13 protein-coding genes and 1 pseudogene are annotated in these 13890 nt (G+C 70.1%); 12 read left to right on the top strand and 2 right to left on the bottom strand.

The annotated features are described in order from the left end of the window. Nucleotides 1-232: 232 nt before the first annotated feature. Nucleotides 233-1090: a pentapeptide repeat-containing protein gene (locus ACZ7M3_RS45475; protein WP_472071749.1), complete on the bottom strand. Its 858-nt coding sequence runs from the start codon at nt 1088-1090 to the stop codon at nt 233-235. Between the two features lie 380 nt (nt 1091-1470). On the opposite strand from ACZ7M3_RS45475, the gene ACZ7M3_RS45470 reads away from it, so the two are divergent. From ACZ7M3_RS45470 to ACZ7M3_RS45435, 8 genes and pseudogenes are all read left to right on the top strand, one after another. Then, nucleotides 1471-1968: a hypothetical protein gene (locus ACZ7M3_RS45470; RefSeq protein ID WP_403458178.1), complete on the top strand. Its 498-nt coding sequence runs from the start codon at nt 1471-1473 to the stop codon at nt 1966-1968. Nucleotides 1969-2444: 476 nt separating this feature from the next. Then, nucleotides 2445-2888 (top strand): annotated as a pseudogene (locus ACZ7M3_RS45465) (CpaE-like family protein); the annotation flags it as partial. Continuing rightward, the gene (locus ACZ7M3_RS45460) at nt 2885-4078 is read left to right on the top strand and encodes a TadA family conjugal transfer-associated ATPase (protein WP_472071747.1); all 1194 of its coding nucleotides are present in this window, start codon (nt 2885-2887) and stop codon (nt 4076-4078) included. The pseudogene ACZ7M3_RS45465 and the gene ACZ7M3_RS45460, both read left to right, overlap by 4 nt. Next, the gene (locus tag ACZ7M3_RS45455) at nt 4078-4947 is read left to right on the top strand and encodes a type II secretion system F family protein (RefSeq protein ID WP_472071745.1); all 870 of its coding nucleotides are present in this window, start codon (nt 4078-4080) and stop codon (nt 4945-4947) included. The genes ACZ7M3_RS45460 and ACZ7M3_RS45455 overlap by 1 nt, the downstream gene beginning before the upstream one ends. After that, nucleotides 4944-5726, top strand: coding sequence for a type II secretion system F family protein (locus ACZ7M3_RS45450; RefSeq protein WP_472071743.1), 783 nt, complete (start codon nt 4944-4946; stop codon nt 5724-5726). The genes ACZ7M3_RS45455 and ACZ7M3_RS45450 overlap by 4 nt, the downstream gene beginning before the upstream one ends. Before the next feature lie 61 nt (nt 5727-5787). Then, nucleotides 5788-5994 carry a DUF4244 domain-containing protein gene (locus tag ACZ7M3_RS45445; protein WP_472071741.1) on the top strand — a complete coding sequence of 69 codons (207 nt, stop codon included), beginning with the start codon at nt 5788-5790 and terminating at the stop codon, nt 5992-5994. After that, on the top strand, nt 5981-6379 hold the full coding sequence (locus tag ACZ7M3_RS45440) for a TadE family type IV pilus minor pilin (protein ID WP_472071739.1): 399 nt from the start codon (nt 5981-5983) through the stop codon (nt 6377-6379). The genes ACZ7M3_RS45445 and ACZ7M3_RS45440 overlap by 14 nt, the downstream gene beginning before the upstream one ends. Then, a complete protein-coding gene (locus ACZ7M3_RS45435; protein ID WP_472071737.1) occupies nt 6376-6822 on the top strand; it encodes an Rv3654c family TadE-like protein in 447 nt (148 codons plus the stop codon). The genes ACZ7M3_RS45440 and ACZ7M3_RS45435 overlap by 4 nt, the downstream gene beginning before the upstream one ends. Here the strand turns inward: ACZ7M3_RS45435 and ACZ7M3_RS45430 are convergent. Further along, complete coding sequence (locus ACZ7M3_RS45430; protein WP_472071735.1) at nt 6788-9241, bottom strand: DEAD/DEAH box helicase; 2454 nt, start codon at nt 9239-9241, stop codon at nt 6788-6790. The genes ACZ7M3_RS45435 and ACZ7M3_RS45430 overlap by 35 nt on opposite strands. Nucleotides 9242-9321: 80 nt before the next feature. Here ACZ7M3_RS45430 and bldG point away from each other — a divergent pair, with 80 nt between their 5' ends. The 4 genes from bldG (at nt 9322) to ACZ7M3_RS45410 (ending at nt 13714) form a co-directional block, all read left to right on the top strand. After that, nucleotides 9322-9663, top strand: a complete 342-nt coding sequence (gene bldG, locus ACZ7M3_RS45425; protein WP_010986038.1) for an anti-sigma factor antagonist BldG — start codon at nt 9322-9324, stop codon at nt 9661-9663. Nucleotides 9664-9780: 117 nt separating this feature from the next. Next, nucleotides 9781-10215, top strand: a complete 435-nt coding sequence (locus tag ACZ7M3_RS45420) for an ATP-binding protein (RefSeq protein WP_351295371.1) — start codon at nt 9781-9783, stop codon at nt 10213-10215. A 299-nt stretch (nt 10216-10514) separates the two neighbouring features. Beyond that, nucleotides 10515-12920 (top strand): sodium-translocating pyrophosphatase, encoded by a 2406-nt coding sequence (locus ACZ7M3_RS45415; protein ID WP_472071733.1) that lies wholly within the window; start codon nt 10515-10517, stop codon nt 12918-12920. Between the two features lie 212 nt (nt 12921-13132). Then, nucleotides 13133-13714 (top strand): prolipoprotein diacylglyceryl transferase, encoded by a 582-nt coding sequence (locus tag ACZ7M3_RS45410; protein ID WP_351295377.1) that lies wholly within the window; start codon nt 13133-13135, stop codon nt 13712-13714. The last annotated feature ends 176 nt before the right edge of the window (nt 13715-13890 follow it).

Genomic DNA, 13890 nt, shown 5'->3' with positions numbered 1-13890 from the left:
CGACGGGACGGGGCAGTTCCTCGCCGCGCAACGCCGAGGGCATCGCGGCCGCGCTGTGCCCAGGGGCCTCGAGTTGCTGGGGCCCTCACCTGTCTGCGCGAGGTAGCCGAGAGCCGCCTCGACAGGTGACGTGTCACGCCTGGCCTACTTCACCGACGGCGGGCAGGTGGTACCGGAGTTGGGGTGGCAAGACCGGCGGGAAACGCCCGGCCGTCGAGTGCGGATACATCCCTCAGTGTCGCTTCGCGCCGGTCAGGTTCGCGTGGCTCAAGTTCGCCTTGGCCAGGTCCGTGTGTCTCAGGTCCGCGCGGCTCAGGTTCGCGTAGCTCAGGTCCGCGCCGGTCAGGTTCACGTGGGTCAGGATTGTGTCGTACAGGTCCGCGTGGCTCAGCTTCGCGCCGCTCAGATTTGCGCCGCTCAGGTGCGAGCCATGTAGGTCCGTAGAGTCCGGGTCGCTGTTCAGCTTCGCCTTGGTCAGGTTTGCACCAGTCAGTTCCGCGTCGACCAGGATCGCGTAGCTGAGCTTCGCCTTGGTCATGTTCGCGCGGGTCAGTTCCGCGCTGACGAGGTTCGTGAAGGCTAGGTCCACGCCCTGCAGTTTTGCGTCGACCAGTTTTGCTCCGCTCAGGTCCGCGTAGCTCAGGTCCGCGCCGTGCAGGTCCGCGCCGTGTAGATCCGCACCTGGCAAGTACGCGCCGGCCAGGTCCACGAATCCAGCCCCGTCATGGGAGACGTCTCTTTTGCCGAGGACCGTGAGTGCTGCCCCAACGTCTCTGGGGGGCGGCTCGGGTTCCGCTACCGGCCTTTTGGGCTGGGTGGCGTGGGCGCGTATGTAGGCCGATAGCACACTGATCACCGTCGGCTGGTCACGTGAAGAGTCCTGCATGATGCGTTGCAGCGCGTAGATACCCCCCAGGCGCACGTCGAGAGAGGCGTTACCGAGGTTGTCGACGGCTGCGTTGTACCGGTCGGTGATCTGCCCCTCGCGGGTGATGCTCTGCTCCTCCTGGACTTGTTGGATCGAGACCCAGGCGAAGAGCGCCACGAAGAGCGTCGCCGCCGTGGCCAGCGTGCTGACGCCACGTTCCACAATCGCCCACAATCGCCCACGGTGGCCGACTGAACCGGTGTTCGCTTGCTGGTCCTCGTTGGGACGAGCAGGGGCGGCCGTGTTTCTCGTGACTCGAAGACGCTCGGCTGCCCTGCTGCGCTGCCCTGGCTGCCGTGTTCCCAGCGGCGCCCTCGCCCGAGGAAACCTTGGATGCGCCCTTCGCCATGCGATGCGTTGTAACTGCGTGCTGCGTGCCCCTGCCCGGGGTGTCTCCCTCGTCACGACAGTATTCGAGTCGATCCATGCGGTTGCCCGCTACCTCGTTGCCGGAACCGGGTGGTGTTAACGGTCGTGGCGCACCGTCCCGGGCCGGTGCGCGACTGTTAAGACCACCCCGAGTTGGGTGAGAGTGTGTGTCCATGACGGCTGAGCAGAGCGCGCCGCGCGATACGACGGACATCGAGGCCGCCCTCGGGCGCATGGTTTACCAGGCCGCGTCCCTGGAGATGGTGATGCGCTTCGCTGGCGAGATGCTCGCCATGGCTGACAGGGATCGTGACGCGCTCGCGTCCAAGACGGCGGGCAGGTTGCTGCCGGCGGTTAAGGACATCGCCGCCCAGCGGACCGAGATCACCCCAGAGGAGCTCGCCGAGCTCGGTAAGATCATCAAGGATGCAGGGCCCCATCTGGAGAGCCGGAACACCTACCTACACGGGGCGTGGGGTGAGGTGAACGGCGACCTGCTGGCGATGAACCGCAAGCCGAAGAACAGATTCCGCACGAGGCCGCTCGCCGTGGCCGATCTGGAGACGCTCTCGGCCGAGCTGCAAGCCCTGGTGAACCGCACCATGGAGTGGACGTACGTGGTCTTGCAGAAGACGCACTCACACATCTTCAAAGCGGACGACGCCGAGTAGTCCGGCAACAACACCTGACGAAACACTTCCTGGACCACTTGCCTCATGTGCCTGAAAAGGTGATCAGTGGCCTGAGCTGCGGAAAGAAGCTCTGTCCCCTAGATAATCCTCAAGGCGTTGGAAAGCCGTAGCCAGTTCGTGTCTCCAGGGTCAGGTCGCTGATATCGGCAAGCGCAGACGCCGACCAGCCCTCGTCGTGGTCGAACAGGGACAGCGGGGCTCCGGGATGCCTGTAGGAGGCGGTCGTTGACTGGGACTTTCGGTTCCTGCAGCGGACCGTCAGGGCAGAGGTCCCGTCGTACCTCGGCTGGAACAGGCGGCGCGGTCTCTAGATTGCTGTGACTTCTGTCACCCGATATGCTCCCGGCGAGCTTTGGCAAGCGACATAGCGCGCCGAGCGAGCGCGACACGGGCTCAGGCTTCGCCCGTTGCCCAAAGAGACGTGACCTGCGAGGGACACGACTTTTGCGGAAAGAACGTGGGACCGCGGCGACTCCGTCACCATCCCGGCGCAGGCCGTCCGCGCGGTGCTGGCCGCCGCCAGACGGCGCGGCGGCACCGTGGTCGTCGACCTGCCACGCCGCGTCGACGAAGGAGTCGCGGAAGCCCTCGCCCAGCTCGACCTCGGACTGCTGGTCGTCCCCGCCGACCTGCGCGCGGTCGCGGCGGCCAAACGGGTGGCGTCCGTGGTCGGCATGGTCCTGCGCGATCTGCGCGTCGCGGTCCGCGGCCCCTACGCGCCGGGCCTCGACGACCGTGAGGTGGCCCGCCTGCTCGGACTGCCACTCGTCGGCGAAGTGCCGGCGGAGTCCGCGCCGCTGGACGCCGCCATGCCACCTGGGGGAGCGGCGCGGGGGCCGCTCGCCCGGTTCTGCACGGCCTTCTGGCAGCGGGTTCCGGTGGAAGGCGGGGACGTATGAGCCGGGAGGCGGGCACGGGCGCGGGGACCGGCACGGGACTGCTGGACGGCGTACGGCAGTGGCTCGCCGAGAGCGGGTCGGAAGCGACTCCCGCGCGCGTGGCACAGGCCCTGCGCGAGCAGGGGCGAGTGCTCGGAGACGCCGAAGTCCTCGGCGCCGCCGAGCGGTTGCGCTCCGAGCTGGTCGGCAGTGGGCCGCTGGAGCCGCTGCTCGCCGACCCGTCGGTGACCGACGTCCTGGTGTCCGCGCCGGACCGGGTGTGGGTGGACCGGGGCGGTGGCCTGGAACTGACGACCGTCTCCTTTCCGGACGCGGCGGCCGTACGACGCCTCGCGCAGCGCCTCGCAGCCGTGGCCGGGCGAAGGCTCGACGACGCCCGCCCCTGGGTCGACGCCCGGCTTCCGGACGGCACCCGCCTGCACGCGGTGCTGCCCCCGGTGGCCGTCGGCTCCACCTGCCTGTCGCTGCGGGTCGTACGGCCGCGCGCGTTCACCCTCGACGAGTTGGTGGCGGCGGGGACAGTCCCGCCGGGCGGGGACCGGGTACTCAGAGCCCTGCTGGACGCCCGGCTGTCGTTCCTGATCAGCGGCGGCACCGGAAGCGGCAAGACAACCTTGCTGAGCGCGCTGCTGGGGCTGGTCGGTGCCGGGGAGCGGATCGTGCTGGCCGAGGACTCGGCGGAGCTGCGGCCCGACCATCCCCATGTGGTTCGCCTGGAGGGGCGGCCCGCCAACCAGGAAGGCGTCGGACTCGTCGCGCTGCAGGACCTGGTTCGTCAGGCCCTGCGCATGCGACCTGACCGGCTGGTGGTGGGCGAGGTGCGCGGACCGGAGGTCGTGTCGCTCCTGGCGGCGCTCAACACCGGCCACGAGGGCGGCTGCGGAACGGTGCACGCGAATGCGGCGGCGCAGGTACCGGCCCGCCTGGAGGCCCTGGGTACCGCGGCAGGACTCGACAGAGCCGCGCTGCACAGCCAGTTGGCGGCGGCGCTGTCCGTGGTCCTGCATCTCGTACGCGACCGGGCCGGGCGGCGGCGGATCGCCGAGGTGCATGTCCTGGAGCGCGATGCGACGGGGCTGGTGGTGACGGTGCCCGCGCTGCGGTGGGGAGCGGAGGCGTTCGCGTACGAGCGGGGGTGGGAGCGGCTGCGGGGGCTGCTCCGGGACGGGACCGAGGGGAGTGGGCTGTGATGACGGGGGCCGGTGACATCTCGGTGGGAGCGGCCATGGCGTGTGCCGGGGCGGCGGCCTGGTTGATGGGTGGCTGGGACGTGGGGGCACGTAGGGCGCGGCTGCTGTGCGCGGGCGGCGGGGTGGTGGCCAACGGACCGCCGGCGTGGGAGTGGGCCCGGGCGGAGTGGCGGCGACTGCGCGGGCGGCTGCGTCCCGAGGGGTGGTCAATGGTGGCCGGGCTGGTGATCGCGGTACTGGGCGCGTCCGTGGTGCCGCTGTTCCTCGGGGCGGCCGGGATGCCGCTGCTCCGCCGAGTACGGCGGGCCGGGGAGGCGCGGCGCGCGGGGGAGCGTCGGGGTGAGGAGGTGATCGCCCTGTGCGGGGCGCTGGCCGGCGAGGTGCGCGCCGGGCATCAGCCGGGCGAGGCACTGCGGAGAGCCGCGCGCGACTCGGGTGGGCTCGGGGAGGCGCAGGCGGTGGTGCTGGCGGCGGCGCGGTTCGGCGGTGACGTGCCGGGCGCGCTCACCGACGCGGCACGGCAGCCGGGGGCCGACGGGCTGGTGGGGCTCGCCGCGTGTTGGCGGGTGGCGGTGGACCGGGGTGCGGGCCTGGCGGCGGGACTCGACCGCCTGGAAGGGGCCCTGTGCGCGGAGCGGGACCAACGGGCCGATCTGCGTGCCCAATTGGCGGGCTCACGATCTACGGCGGTGATGCTCGCGGGACTGCCCGTTCTGGGCCTTTTGCTCGGTACCGCGCTGGGCGCCGATCCGCTGCACGTGCTGCTGCACAGCGGGCCGGGCCTGGGCTGTCTGGTGGTCGGTGGGGTGCTGGAGAGCGTGGGGCTGTGGTGGGCGCTGCGCATCGTGAGGGGAGCGGAGGCGGCATGAGCACGGAAGTTGTCCACAGGCTGGGGGCGCTCGTGTGCGGGGCGCTGGCGCTGGGGTGGCTGCCGCGAGCGCTCGGTGCGGCGCGGAGTGAGCGACGGGCGCGCAGAAGGCTGACCGAGCTGCTGGCGCTGGAGAGGACGCCTGAGAGACGGCACTTCGCGGTCCGGGACGTCGTGCGGCGGTGGCTGCCGGTGGCGGGCTCGGTGTGCGCCGGCTGGGTGCTGGTCGGGGGTCTTGCCGGGGTTGTGGTGGGGCTGCTGGCCGGGTTCGGGGCCTGGCGGTGGCGGCAGCGACGCAGACCGGGGCCGGTGGAGGAGTACGACGTGGCGCTGGCCGCCCGGCAACTCCCCCTGGCGGCGGACCTGGTCGCGGCGTGCATCGCGGCGGGGGCGGACCCCGTGGTCGCGGCGCAGGCGGTGGGCGAGGCCCTGGGCGGACCGGTGGGGGAGCGGCTCGCGCGGGGCGCGGCGGAGGTGCGGCTCGGGGGCGAACCGGTCGAGGCATGGCGGAGGTTGGCGTCGCTTCCGGGCGCGGGGGCGCTGGCACGGCTGTTGGAACGGGCGGGGGAGTCGGGCGTACCGGCGGCCGTGCCGGTCGGGCGGCTCGCCATGGAGGCCCGCGCCGAGCGGGGCCGCACCGCGACGGCGCGGGCGCGCCGGGCGGCCGTCATGGTCACCGCACCCGTGGGGCTGTGCTTTCTTCCCGCGTTCCTCGCGATGGGTGTCCTGCCCGTGGTGATCGGGCTGGCGGACGGGGTGTTGGGAGGGGGTGGCGGATGACGGGCGGCGGCGTGCGGTGAACGACGGACGATCAACAGGTTCGAACCTTACGGGGGTTGAGATGTGCAAGACGGTGGGCGTACGGATGCGGGCGTGGCTGCTGGGTCTGACGGCGCGCAGGGACGCGGGAATGGTCACCTCGGAGTACGCGGTGGGTGTCCTCGCGGCGGTGGCCTTCGCGGCGGTGCTCTACAAGGTGGTGACAAGCGGCCAGGTCGGCGCGGAGTTGCAGGACATCGTGGGGCGGGCGCTCAATGCGCCGACGTGAACGCGGGACGCCAGGCCGGGACCGGGACCGGGGATTCGTGACCGCCGAGGCCGCCGTGGTGCTGCCCTCCCTGGTGCTCGTCGGAATGGCGCTGGTCTGGGCCCTGCTCGCCGCGTCGGCGCAGATCCAGTGCGTGGACGCGGCCAGGGCGGGCGCCCGCGCGGCGGCCCGCCAGGACCCGCCGGACACGGTGCTGGCGACGACCCGCCGCGCGGCACCGCGCGGCGCCAGGGTCACGGTGACCCGGGAGGGCGACCTCGTCCGGGTCACGGTCAAGGCGAGCGCGCCGGGACCGGACGGACTGTCACTGGAGCTCAGCGACGAGGCCGTGGCGCTGGCGGAGGAGACGGTGGGGGAGGAGACGGTGGGGGTGGTGAGGGGATGAGGGTCTGGAGCCGCGGTCACGTCGCGTGGACGGCCGCTCGGAACAGATGGCACACCTACCGGGTCCGTTGTTCGGACAGAGGATCGGCCACCGTCTGGACCGTCGGGGCGATCGCCGTGCTGTGTGTCGTGTTCGGGGCCGTCCTGGCCATGGGACAGGCGGTCGTGGTCCGGCACCGCGCGGCGGGGGCGGCCGACCTGGCCGCGCTCGCCGCGGCGGACCACTGGGCGGTCGGCGGCACGGCGGCCTGCGCCCAGGCGGACCGGGTGGCGCGGGCCCAGCGTGCCCGGCTGGTGCGGTGCGCCGTGGAGGGCGAGATCTCGGACGTCACGGCCGCGTCGGGAGCCGGCCCTTTCGACGTGGAGGTCAGGTCCAGAGCCGGTCCCGCGAGACCACAGGAACCGTCGCCTAGACCTCCGGCGCTCCCCGCAGCAGCTCCGTGAGCAGTCGCACAGCGCCCCGTTTGTGCAGCGGCTCGTTCCCGTTGCCGCACTTGGGGGACTGGATGCAGGACGGGCAACCGGCCTCGCACTCGCAGGACGCGATGGCCTGCCGGGTGGCGGTGAGCCAGGCGCGGGCGGTGCGGAAGGCGCGCTCCGCGAACCCCGCGCCGCCCGGGTGGCCGTCGTAGACGAAGACCGTGGGCAGGAGCGTGTCGGGGTGCAGCGGGATGGACACGCCGCCGATGTCCCAGCGGTCGCAGGTGGCGAACAGCGGGAGCATGCCGATCGACGCGTGCTCGGCGGCGTGCAGGGCGCCGCCGAGGATCTCCGGGCTGATCCGGGCCGCGTCCAGCTGGTCCTCGGTGACCGTCCACCACACGGCGCGCGTGCGGAGCGTACGAGGAGGGAGGTCGAGTTTCGACTCGCCCAGTACTTCACCGGTGATGACACGACGACGCAGGAAGGAGACGACCTGGTTGGTGACTTCGACGGAGCCGTAGCACAACCGGCCCTCGCCCCAGGGGACTTCGATGTCCGTTTCCAGGACGGAGATGGACGTCGTGTCGCGGGCGACCGTCGAATACGGCGGGTTGGCCTCCTCGACCAGGGCGACGGAGTCCTCCAGGTCCAGGTGCTTCACCAGGTACGTACGGCCCTGGTGGAGGTGGACCGCGCCCTCGTGGACCGTGGTGTGCGCGGAGCCCGCGTCGACCGTGCCGAGCAGCCGCCCGGTCCCGGCCTCGACGATCTGTACCGGACTGCCGCCCTCGCCGCGTATGTCGGTCAGGTCGGCGGCCCGCTCGCGACGGGTCCAGTGCCACGCCGTCGTTCGCCGGCGCAGCAGCTTCGCGGCCTCCAGCTGTGGCAGCAGATCCGCGGCGGCCGGGCCGAAGAGCTCCAGATCCTCTTCGGTGAGGGGGATCTCGGAGGCGGCGGCGCACAGGTGCGGGGCGAGGACGTACGGGTTGTCGGGGTCGAGGACAGTGGATTCCACCGGCTGGTCGAACAGGGCCTCGGGGTGGTGCACGAGGAAGGTGTCCAGCGGGTCGTCGCGGGCGACGAGGACGGCGAGTGCGCCTTGCCCCGAGCGGCCGGCGCGGCCCGCCTGCTGCCACAGGGAGGCCCGGGTGCCCGGGTAGCCCGCGATGACGACGGCGTCCAGGCCGGAGACGTCGATGCCGAGTTCGAGGGCGGTGGTGGCGGCGAGGCCGAGGAGTTCGCCGGAGTGCAGGGCGCGCTCCAGGGCGCGGCGTTCCTCGGGGAGGTAGCCGCCGCGGTAGGCGGCCACGCGCCGGGCCAGTGAGCGGTCGATCTCGGCGAGGCGCTCCTGGGCGATCACCGCGATCAGTTCGGCGCCGCGGCGGGATCGTACGAAGGCGACGGAGCGCACGCCCTGGAGGGTCAGGTCGGTGAGGAGGTCGGCCGTCTCGGCGGTGGCGGTACGCCGAACGGGTGCTCCCTTCTCGCCGTGCAACTCGGTGAGCGGGGGCTCCCAGAGAGCGAACACGAGTTCGCCGCGGGGCGAGGCGTCGTCGGCGATCTCGACGACCGGGAGGCCGGTCAGCCGACGGGCGGCGACCGAGGGCTCCGCGGCGGTCGCGGAGGCCAGCAGGAAGACGGGGGAGGAGCCGTAGCGGGCGCACAGGCGGCGCAGTCTGCGCAGTACCTGGGCCACGTGGGAGCCGAAGACGCCGCGGTAGGTGTGGACCTCGTCGATGACGACGTACTTCAGGGCGCGGAGGAAGGAGGACCAGCGGGGGTGGGAGGGCAATATCCCGCGGTGCAGCATGTCGGGGTTGGTCAGGACGTAGTTGGCGTACTGCCGTACCCACTCGCGTTCCTCGAACGGAGTATCGCCGTCGTACACGGCTGGGCGAACCGCATTGCCCAAAGGTTGTGAAAGTTCCTTCACCGAACGGCGCTGATCGGCTGCGAGGGCCTTTGTGGGGGCCAGATAGAGCGCGGTGGCCCCCCGGCCGTTCGGAGCCTCGGAGCCGTCCAGGAGGGCCGTCAGGACCGGTGTGAGGTACGCCAGGGACTTTCCCGAGGCGGTGCCGGTGGCGACGATCACGGAGTCGCCGTCCAGGGCGTGCTCGGCGGCCAGCGCCTGGTGGGCCCAGGGGTGTTCGACACCCGCGGCCTGCACCGCGGCGATGACCTCGGGACGGATCCGGTCGGGCCATACGGCATGGCGACCCGCCCGCGGGGGCAAGTGCTCCGTATGAGTGATGCGCGAAGCCCGGCTCGGCCCCGAGGCGAGCCGGTCCAGGACAGTGCCCGGATCGGGGCGGGAAGCGGTGTCCGTCGAGGGTCGATCGGATCGATGATTCTTGGCCATCGGCACCGAGTGTGTCACTGGCGTGACGGACAATGGGCCCAAGGCGTCGTGCACGCCTGCCGGTAAGTGATTGAATGCCATCGCGGCTGGCGAACCGTCCCGGGGGCTCTGCCGAGGTGTCCCTTGGGATGACCGCTCGATAGCAAGGTGCTGGAGGATCCGTGGACCTGTCCCTGTCGACCCGTACCGTCGGCGATCGTACGGTCGTCGAGGTCGGTGGCGAAATCGATGTATATACCGCGCCCAAGCTGCGCGAGCAGCTGGTCGAGCTGGTGAACGACGGCAATTTTCACCTTGTCGTCGACATGGAGGGCGTGGACTTCCTCGACTCCACCGGGCTCGGCGTGCTGGTGGGCGGCCTGAAGCGTGTGCGTGCCCATGAGGGCTCGCTGCGACTGGTCTGCAACCAGGAGCGCATTCTGAAGATCTTCCGCATCACCGGTCTCACCAAGGTGTTCCCCATCCACACCTCGGTCGAGGAAGCGGTAGCGGCCACCGACTGACCCCGTCCCCTGGGCGTCACGAGTGATGTGGTGTCCGAGACGGTAGAAGCAATGGACGGGGGACCGGGCCTCGGCGGCCCGGCCCCCTGACAGCACGCCCGTAGTTGAGGGGGATGCATGGCCACCGTTGAACTCCGCTTCAGCGCGCTGCCCGAGCACGTCAGGACCGCCCGACTGGTGGCGGCAGCGGTGGCGCGCAGGGCCGGAGTGGACGAGGCCGTCCTCGACGAGGTCAGACTCGCCGTCGGCGAGGCCTGTACTCGTGCCGTCGGACTGCACCAGAGCAACGGCATCTCGGCGCCGGTGCAGGTGAAGCTGATCGAGGAGGAGAAGCAGTTCTCCATCGAGGTCGGTGACGAGGCGCCGCATTCGGCGCCCGGTGAGACGGCACCCGGAACCTCGGGTGATCCGGACATTGATGCCGAGGAGGACGAGATGGGCCTCGCGGTCATCAGTGGCCTCGTCGACGACGTCGAAGTCACCGCCGGTGAGCACGGTGGACTGATCAAGATGAGCTGGCCGACCACGCCGCCGGCCGCGCTCGTTCCCTGATCGCACCCCCGCAACACACTCGAAGGGCCCTGCTCAGCAGGGCCCTTTTTGTATGCCCGCTCCCGGCCGGGGCCCGGCCCGGCCTTTTCGTGAATTCATTCACGATCAATCACGCGATTATTGGATCAAGCGTCAACGCTTTTAGGGCATTACTTCTTTTGGGTTCCATGGATGCCCGTCGATCATTTGCTGATGGGCATGTGAAGGCGAATTCCGCTTACCGGGCACTGTTTTGATCAGGTTCCGGTACCTACAATCCGTCCACATCTTGAGCTCAGCACAGGCGTCAAGGAGGACGAATGGCGGGGCTTTCTACCCCTCATCAGTTTGACCATCCCACAACCTTCGCATCCGCAGTACTGACCAATGACAATCGCTTGATCGTGATGGTCATCGGTGCCGTGGCCCTGGCGGCCCTGGCGGTCGCCGGGGTGCTGGTACGGCAAGTGCTCGCGGCCGGCGAGGGCACCGACAGCATGAAGAAGATCGCGGCGGCGGTCCAGGAAGGCGCGAACGCCTACCTGGGGCGGCAGATGCGCACGCTCGGTGTATTCGCCGTCGTGGTGTTCTTCCTGCTCATGCTGCTGCCCGCGGACGACTGGAATCAGCGCGCCGGACGATCGATCTTCTTCTTGATCGGCGCGGTGTTCTCGGCGACCACCGGTTATACCGGTATGTGGCTCGCCGTACGAAGCAACGTCCGCGTGGCCGCCGCGGCAAGGGAAGCGACTCCGGCCAAGGGCGAACCCGAAAAAGATCTCACCGCCGTCTCGCACAAAGCCATGAAGATCGCTTTCCGTACCGGCGGCGTCGTCGGCATGTTCACGGTGGGGCTCGGTCTGCTGGGCGCCTCCTGTGTGGTGCTGGTGTACGCGGCCGACGCGCCGAAGGTCCTGGAGGGCTTCGGTCTCGGCGCGGCGCTGATCGCCATGTTCATGCGTGTCGGCGGCGGCATCTTCACCAAGGCCGCCGACGTCGGCGCCGACCTGGTCGGCAAGGTCGAGCAGGGCATTCCGGAGGACGATCCGCGCAATGCCGCGACCATCGCCGACAACGTGGGCGACAACGTCGGCGACTGCGCCGGCATGGCCGCGGACCTCTTCGAGTCGTACGCCGTCACGCTCGTCGCCGCGCTGATCCTCGGCAAAGCGGCGTTCGGCGACTCCGGGCTCGCCTTCCCGCTGATCGTGCCCGCGATCGGCGTTCTCACCGCGATGGTCGGCATCTTCGCGGTGGCACCCCGACGCTCCGACCGCAGCGGCATGTCCGCGATCAACCGCGGCTTCTTCATCTCCGCGGTCATCTCGTTGGTGCTGGTGGCGGTGGCCGTCTTCATCTACCTGCCGGGGAAGTACGCCGACCTCGACGGCGTCACGGACGCGGCGATCAAGGCGAAGGACGGCGATCCGCGGATCCTGGCGCTCATCGCGGTGGCCATCGGCATCGTGCTGGCCGCGCTCATCCAGCAGCTGACCGGCTACTTCACCGAGACCACCCGTCGTCCCGTACGGGACATCGGCAAGAGCTCGCTCACCGGCGCGGCCACCGTCGTCCTGGCCGGTATCTCCATCGGTCTGGAATCGGCCGTCTACACCGCCCTGCTGATCGGCCTCGGCGTCTACGGGGCCTTCCTGCTCGGCGGTACGTCGATCATCCTCGCGCTGTTCGCGGTGGCGCTCGCCGGAACCGGTCTGCTCACCACGGTCGGCGTCATCGTCGCCATGGACACCTTCGGTCCGGTCTCCGACAACGCGCAGGGCATCGCCGAGATGTCCGGCGACGTCACGGGCGCGGGCGCCCAGGTGCTCACCGACCTGGACGCGGTGGGCAACACCACCAAGGCCATCACCAAGGGCATCGCCATCGCCACGGCCGTCCTCGCGGCCTCGGCGCTCTTCGGCTCGTACCGAGACGCGATCCTCACGGCCGCGAACGACGTGGGCGAGAAGGTCTCCGGTCCTGGCGCGCCGCTGAACCTGATGATGGACATCTCGCAGCCCAACAACCTGGTGGGCCTGATCGCGGGCGCGGCGGTCGTCTTCCTCTTCTCGGGCCTCGCGATCAACGCGGTGTCCCGGTCCGCGGGGGCCGTGGTCTACGAGGTGCGGCGGCAGTTCCGCGAGCACCCCGGGATCATGGACTACACCGAGAAGCCGGAGTACGGGCGGGTCGTCGACATCTGCACCAAGGACGCCCTGCGGGAGCTGGCCACTCCGGGTCTGCTCGCCGTCCTGGCGCCCATCGCCATCGGCTTCACGCTCGGCGTCGGCGCGCTCGGTTCGTATCTGGCGGGCGCGATCGGCACCGGCACGCTGATGGCGGTCTTCCTCGCCAACTCCGGCGGTGCGTGGGACAACGCGAAGAAACTCGTCGAGGACGGCCACCACGGCGGCAAGGGCAGCGAGGCCCACGCCGCCACGGTGATCGGCGACACCGTCGGCGACCCGTTCAAGGACACCGCGGGCCCCGCGATCAACCCGCTCCTCAAGGTGATGAACCTGGTGGCGCTGCTGATCGCACCCGCGGTCGTGAAGTTCTCGTACGGCGACGACAAGAACCTCGGTATGCGCATCCTGATCGCGGTGCTCTCGATCCTCGTGATCGTGGGCGCGGTGTACATCTCCAAGCGGCGCGGGATCGCCGTGGGTGACGAAGGCAACGCGGAACGAGTGTCCAAGTCTCACGACGCCGCGGTGGTTTCGTAGCGTTCGGGTCTTTGGGCAGGTCCCCACGGGCGGGCGGCACGCAGCGACGTGCCGCCCGCCCGTCGTTCGGGTGTGTTCACACCCGTGTCGTGAGCCTTCTCTCGTATGGAGCAAATGGCTGCAATAGAGACTAAATCGGAAATTCGCCATAGGGGCGGCGCCCATGCGGCGTGTAAGTTCCGGGGCCGAGAGCCACGGAAGGGACCAAACCGGTGAACAAGAAGCTCACGGCCGCACTGTCCGGCGGTGCGGTACTGGTGCTGGCGCTGTCGGCATGCAGCAGCGGTAGCAGCAAGGACGACAAGCTGGACCCCTGGGCCAAGCAGGTCTGTGACGCGGTGCAGCCGCAGGTCCAGAAGATCGCGGCCGCCAACACCGCGATCCAGAAGGAGACCACGGACCAGAGCGCACCGGCGGACGTGCAGAAGGCCGACTCCAAGGGCTTCCAGGACATCTCCGACGCCTACAAGGCGATGGCGGCCGCCATCGAGAAGGCCGGCCCGCCGGACGTGGACAGCGGTAAGACCAAGCAGGAGAACGCGGTCAAGGAGCTCAACGCCCTCTCCGCCTCCTACGCCGATCTGGGGAAGCAGTCCGACGCGCTGAACACGAAGAACCAGGCGAAGTTCGCGGACGGTCTCGACGGCGTCGCCAAGCAGCTGGAGAAGCTCAGCAAGACCGGGACCGACGCCCTGAAGGAGCTCGAAGCGGGCGACGTCGGCAAGGCGATGGCCAAGCAGGTCAGCTGCAAGTCCGCCTCCGCGTCCGCCTCGCCGGCGACCACCCAGGGCTGACCCCCCGAGGAACGCCCGGAGAGCGACCGCAGAACGGGATTCGGTCCGGCACCCGGAAAGAGCCCGGTACGCGCGCGTACCGGGCCAGTGGCACGTGCCCTACGGCTCCCGCGGTACAAGCACGGCCCACTGCTCCCCGTACAAAGCCCCCAGGACTCCTCGTGCGGGCTTGTCCA

The sequence above is a fragment of the Streptomyces sp. NPDC111656 genome (assembly GCF_055656965.1).
This window is presented reverse-complemented; position numbering and strand designations above follow the sequence as displayed.

What these genes read in the sequence shown, in the direction of transcription:
- ACZ7M3_RS45440 (WP_472071739.1), top strand. Translation starts at nt 5,981, where the DNA reads ATGCGCCGACGTGAACGCGGGACGCCAGGCCGGGACCGGGACCGGGGA.
- ACZ7M3_RS45455 (WP_472071745.1), top strand. Translation starts at nt 4,078, where the DNA reads ATGACGGGGGCCGGTGACATCTCGGTGGGAGCGGCCATGGCGTGTGCC.
- ACZ7M3_RS45450 (WP_472071743.1), top strand. Translation starts at nt 4,944, where the DNA reads ATGAGCACGGAAGTTGTCCACAGGCTGGGGGCGCTCGTGTGCGGGGCG.
- ACZ7M3_RS45430 (WP_472071735.1), bottom strand. Translation starts at nt 9,241, where the DNA reads ATGGCATTCAATCACTTACCGGCAGGCGTGCACGACGCCTTGGGCCCA.
- ACZ7M3_RS45470 (WP_403458178.1), top strand. Translation starts at nt 1,471, where the DNA reads ATGACGGCTGAGCAGAGCGCGCCGCGCGATACGACGGACATCGAGGCC.
- ACZ7M3_RS45445 (WP_472071741.1), top strand. Translation starts at nt 5,788, where the DNA reads ATGTGCAAGACGGTGGGCGTACGGATGCGGGCGTGGCTGCTGGGTCTG.
- ACZ7M3_RS45435 (WP_472071737.1), top strand. Translation starts at nt 6,376, where the DNA reads ATGAGGGTCTGGAGCCGCGGTCACGTCGCGTGGACGGCCGCTCGGAAC.
- ACZ7M3_RS45415 (WP_472071733.1), top strand. Translation starts at nt 10,515, where the DNA reads ATGGCGGGGCTTTCTACCCCTCATCAGTTTGACCATCCCACAACCTTC.
- ACZ7M3_RS45460 (WP_472071747.1), top strand. Translation starts at nt 2,885, where the DNA reads ATGAGCCGGGAGGCGGGCACGGGCGCGGGGACCGGCACGGGACTGCTG.
- ACZ7M3_RS45420 (WP_351295371.1), top strand. Translation starts at nt 9,781, where the DNA reads ATGGCCACCGTTGAACTCCGCTTCAGCGCGCTGCCCGAGCACGTCAGG.